Annotated in this window: 3 protein-coding genes; all 3 read right to left on the reverse strand. The window is 65.9% G+C overall.

What is annotated here, in order from left to right; translation table 11 throughout:
* Positions 1-111 precede the first annotated feature (111 nt).
* Positions 112-1,056: an ABC transporter permease gene (locus tag NKJ06_RS34720; protein ID WP_352812425.1), complete on the reverse strand. Its 945-nt coding sequence runs from the start codon at positions 1,054-1,056 to the stop codon at positions 112-114.
* Entirely contained in the window at positions 1,053-2,108 is a 1,056-nt protein-coding gene (locus NKJ06_RS34725) for an ABC transporter permease (RefSeq protein WP_352812427.1), read from the reverse strand. Before NKJ06_RS34725 ends, NKJ06_RS34720 begins: the two co-directional genes overlap by 4 nt.
* A 224-nt stretch (positions 2,109-2,332) precedes the next feature.
* On the reverse strand, positions 2,333-3,844 hold the full coding sequence (locus tag NKJ06_RS34730) for an ABC transporter ATP-binding protein (protein WP_352812428.1): 1,512 nt from the start codon (positions 3,842-3,844) through the stop codon (positions 2,333-2,335).
* Positions 3,845-4,043 lie beyond the last annotated feature (199 nt).

A 4,043-nucleotide genomic window follows, 5' to 3' on the forward strand; every position in this document is an offset into this window, starting at 1 on the left:
GTCATTCAAACCTCCTTCAGCGTCCCGGCCCAAATAGAATCGAGCTTCGCCCCAAAACGCAACCGAGATGTGTGAATGCAATAGCCTCCGGAGGGGGGAGGAAACACTCGTCTACCGCTCTTCCCGTCGAAATGGCTTGAGCAGCGCGGAAGGCGCCACAGCATTGCGCGACATCACCGCCATGGCGACGATGGTGAAAATGAACGGCAGCATCAGGAACGCCTCGTAGGGGATATGTCCGAGCCCGCTCGCCTGCATGCGCAATTGCAAGGCGTCGACGAAGGCGAACAGAAGTGCCGCACCCGCCGAGCGCCACGGGTCCCAGCGGCCGAAGACGACCAGCGCAATCGCCACCCAGCCGCGCCCGGAGACGACGCCGAAGGTGAAGGCGTTGAACTGCGCCATCGACAGGAAGGCACCGGCCAGACCCATCAGCGCGCCGCCGAGGATGACCGCCTGGAAACGCGCGGCGATGACGCTGACGCCGGCTGAATCGGCGGCGCGCGGGTTTTCGCCGACCATGCGCACCGACAGGCCCCATGGCGTGCGGTAGAGCACGAAGGCGGCCAGCGGGATCGCAAGGATCGCCATGTAGACCAGCGCAAACTGGTTGAACACCGCCGGCCCGAGCACCGGAATGCCGGACAGGATCGGGATCGGCAGTGTCTGAAAACCCTTGATGTTCGGCGGCACCGATTGCTGGCCAAAGATCAGCCGGTAGAGGAAATAGGCAAGGCCCGAAGAGAATAGCGTCACGCCGATGCCGCAGACATGCTGGCTAAGGCCGAGCACCACCGTAAACAGCGCGTGCAGCGCGCCCATCAGCATGCCGGTCAGCACCGCCGCCAGCACGCCGAGCCACAGGCTGCCGCTGAGGCTGGCGGCGGTGAAGCCAGTCATCGCCGACAAAAGCATGATGCCTTCGATGCCGAGATTGAGCACCCCGGCGCGCTCGGAGAACATTTCGCCCAGCGTCGCAAACGCCAACGGCGTGGCGATGCGGATGATGGCGGCGAGGAAGCCTACCTGAAAGATCTGTTCGAACACCGCGCTCATCGGGCCGCTCCGACACGGCGGATGCGATAGGCGGTGAACAGCAGCGCCACCAGCATCGCAAGCAATGCGGTTCCCTGGATGACATCGCTGAGGAAGGCCGGCACGCCGGTCGCCCGCGACATCGCCTCGGCCCCAGTCATCACGGCGGCAAGAAAGATCGCCGCCGGCACGACGCCAAGCGGATTGAGCCGCGCCAGCATGGCAACGACGATGCCGGAATAACCATAGCCTGGCGAGATGTCGCTCATCACCTGAAAATGCACGCCGCCGACCTCGCCGACGCCGGCCAGCCCGGCCAGTGCGCCGGACAGCAGCGCCGTCGAGATAAGCACCCGCTCGACATGGATGCCGCCATAGCGGGCGGCTTCGGGATTCTCGCCGGTGACCCTGATCCTGAAGCCGAGCGTCGTACGCACGATCAGGAACCAGATCAACGGTGCCGACAGTAGCGCCACGACGACGCCGAGATGCAGCCGCGTGCCTTCGAGCAGCACCGGAAAATTGGCCGCATCCTCGATCGGCGGCGAGATCGGATAGCCGCTGAAACTGTCCTTCCACGGCCCTTCGATCAGCGCCATCAGCGCATAGTAGATGACCGAGTTGAGCAGCAGCGAACTGACGACATCGTCCACCCTGAATTTTACCCGAAGCGTGGCCGGAACCAGCGCCACCGCAGCGCCGGCCGCAGCCCCGGCCACCGCCATCAAGAACATGGCGAGCGGCCCAGGCATTGGAATGGTGCCGACAAAGCAGCTGGCAACCGCGCCGGCCAGCAACTGCCCCTCGGCGCCGATGTTCCAGAATTTTGCCCGGAAGGCGACCGCGACCGCCAGCCCGGTAAAAATCATCGGTGCTGCACGCACCATCGTTTCGGTGATCGCATAGCTGTCACCCAGCGAGGCCGTGAACATCACGCCATAGGCCTCGAGCACGCCGGCGCCGGCCAGCGCGATGAGGCCGCTGCACAAGATGAGCGTTGCTCCGATCGCCAGCAATGGCAAAGCGAGGTTGAACCAGGCAGGAGTGCTTGCGCGGACTTCCAGGCGGAACATTAGGCGGCACCCTCTGTTCGGTCTGTCGAACAAGGATTCTGACGAAGAAGGACCCCCACCCCTAGCCCCTCCCCACAAGGGGGAGGGGAACTCTCGGAGGCGCTGACCACGACAAAACGGCTGAAGTTTGGGCTCGGAAGCTGTGTGAACGGAGCGCGGCAGCATCTCCCTCCCCCTTGTGGGGAGGGGTTAGGGGTGGGGGTCAGCGGCGCCAGAAGGTTCATCTAGACTCTCCCCTCCGCCCCGGTCATCATCAGGCCAAGCCGCGCGATCGTCGCATCGGCGCTGTCGAGCGTGCCGACGATGCGGCCCTCATACATCACCGCGATGCGGTCGCAGAGCACCAGCAGCTCTTCGAGATCCTCACCAATGACGACGATGCCGCAGCCCTTCGCCCGCATGTCGAGGAACTTTTCATGGATGAAGCGGGCGGCGCCGATGTCGAGGCCCCGCGTCGGCTGCGAGACAACAAGCACCTTCGGATCGAAGGCGAGTTCGCGCGCCAGCAGCGCCTTCTGCAGATTGCCGCCGGACAGCGCGCCGGCGCGGGTCATCGGCCCGGGGCACCTGATATCATAGGCCTGGATCTGTTCTTCCGCGAAGGCGCGGATCGCATCCGGCTTGAGCAGGCCCCTGCTGCTGAAAGCGGCGGTGCCGATGCGCGGCAACACCATCGAGTCGGCAAGCGGCAGGTTGGTGACCAGCCCCGTCGTCATGCGGTCTTCCGGAATGCGGCCAAGGCCGAGCGCTTGCACCTCGCGCGGCGAAAACCGTGTGACCTTGCTGCCGGCGATCGTCATCTGGCCGGCGTCAGGCACACGCGTCCCGGAGATCACCTCCGCCAAGGCTCGCTGGCCATTGCCCGACACGCCGGCAATGCCGAGAATCTCACCGGCACGAACGGCAAGCGATACGTCGCGCAGCGGCGTGCCCGAATGATGCGATGTCGAGATGCCCTTGAGGGTGAGCACATCAGCACCAGGCGTCGATGGTCCCCGCGCCGGCGGCACGATCTCGTGGCCGCACATCAGTTGCGCCATGGCAGCCGATGTCGTGTTGGCCGGGTCATCGACGCGGCCGGCGACGCGGCCATGCCGCAGCACCGTGCAGCGATGCGTCAGCGCCCGCACCTCGTTGAGCTTGTGCGAGATGAAGATGATGCCGAGGCCTTGCGCCGCCATCGAGCGCAATGCCGAAAACAGTCCGTCGACCTCGCTCGGCGCCAGCACCGCCGTCGGCTCGTCCAGGATAAGCAGCCTGGCGCCGCGAAACAGCGCCTTGACGATTTCCAGCCGCTGCTGTTCGCCGACCGACAGCGCCGAGACGGGAAGAGCGGGATCAAGCGTCAGTCCATGCTGCCTGCTGATTTCGGCCAGTCGCGCCAGCCCGCCGGCGCGGTCGATCCGCCCTGTCCTGCCGGGAATGCCGATCAAAAGGTTTTCCAGCACAGTGAGCCGCGGCGCGAGGTGAAAATGCTGGTGCACCATGCCGATGCCGGCGGCCAGCGCATCGGCGGAACTGGTGATCCGCACCCGCTGGCCCTGGATGAGGATTTCGCCAGCGTCAGGCGCATAGGCGCCGAACAGCACGTTCATCAGCGTCGTCTTGCCCGCGCCGTTCTCGCCCAGCAGTCCGAGGATTTCGCCGGGCGCGACGCTGAGATCGACGGCCTCGTTCGCCTTGACGGCGCCAAAGCTCTTGGTGATGCCGCGCATTTCGATGAGTGGGGCGGGCAAGGGTGCTCCTGCGGAGAGAGGCTCTGCTTCACCCTCCCCCTTGTGGGGAGGGTCGGCTCGCAGTCGGAGCGAAGCGGAGATTGCGAGACGGGGTGGGGGTGCGCCCTACGAGGACCCCCCCCCCCCCCCCCGGCGGGGCGCGCCCCGCCCCCCCAGAGGGGGGGGCTAGCGGCATCCGCAAACGGCGGGGGAGCGGCGC

The organism is Mesorhizobium sp. M0293, assembly GCF_040321735.1.
GTDB lineage: Bacteria > Pseudomonadota > Alphaproteobacteria > Rhizobiales > Rhizobiaceae > Mesorhizobium.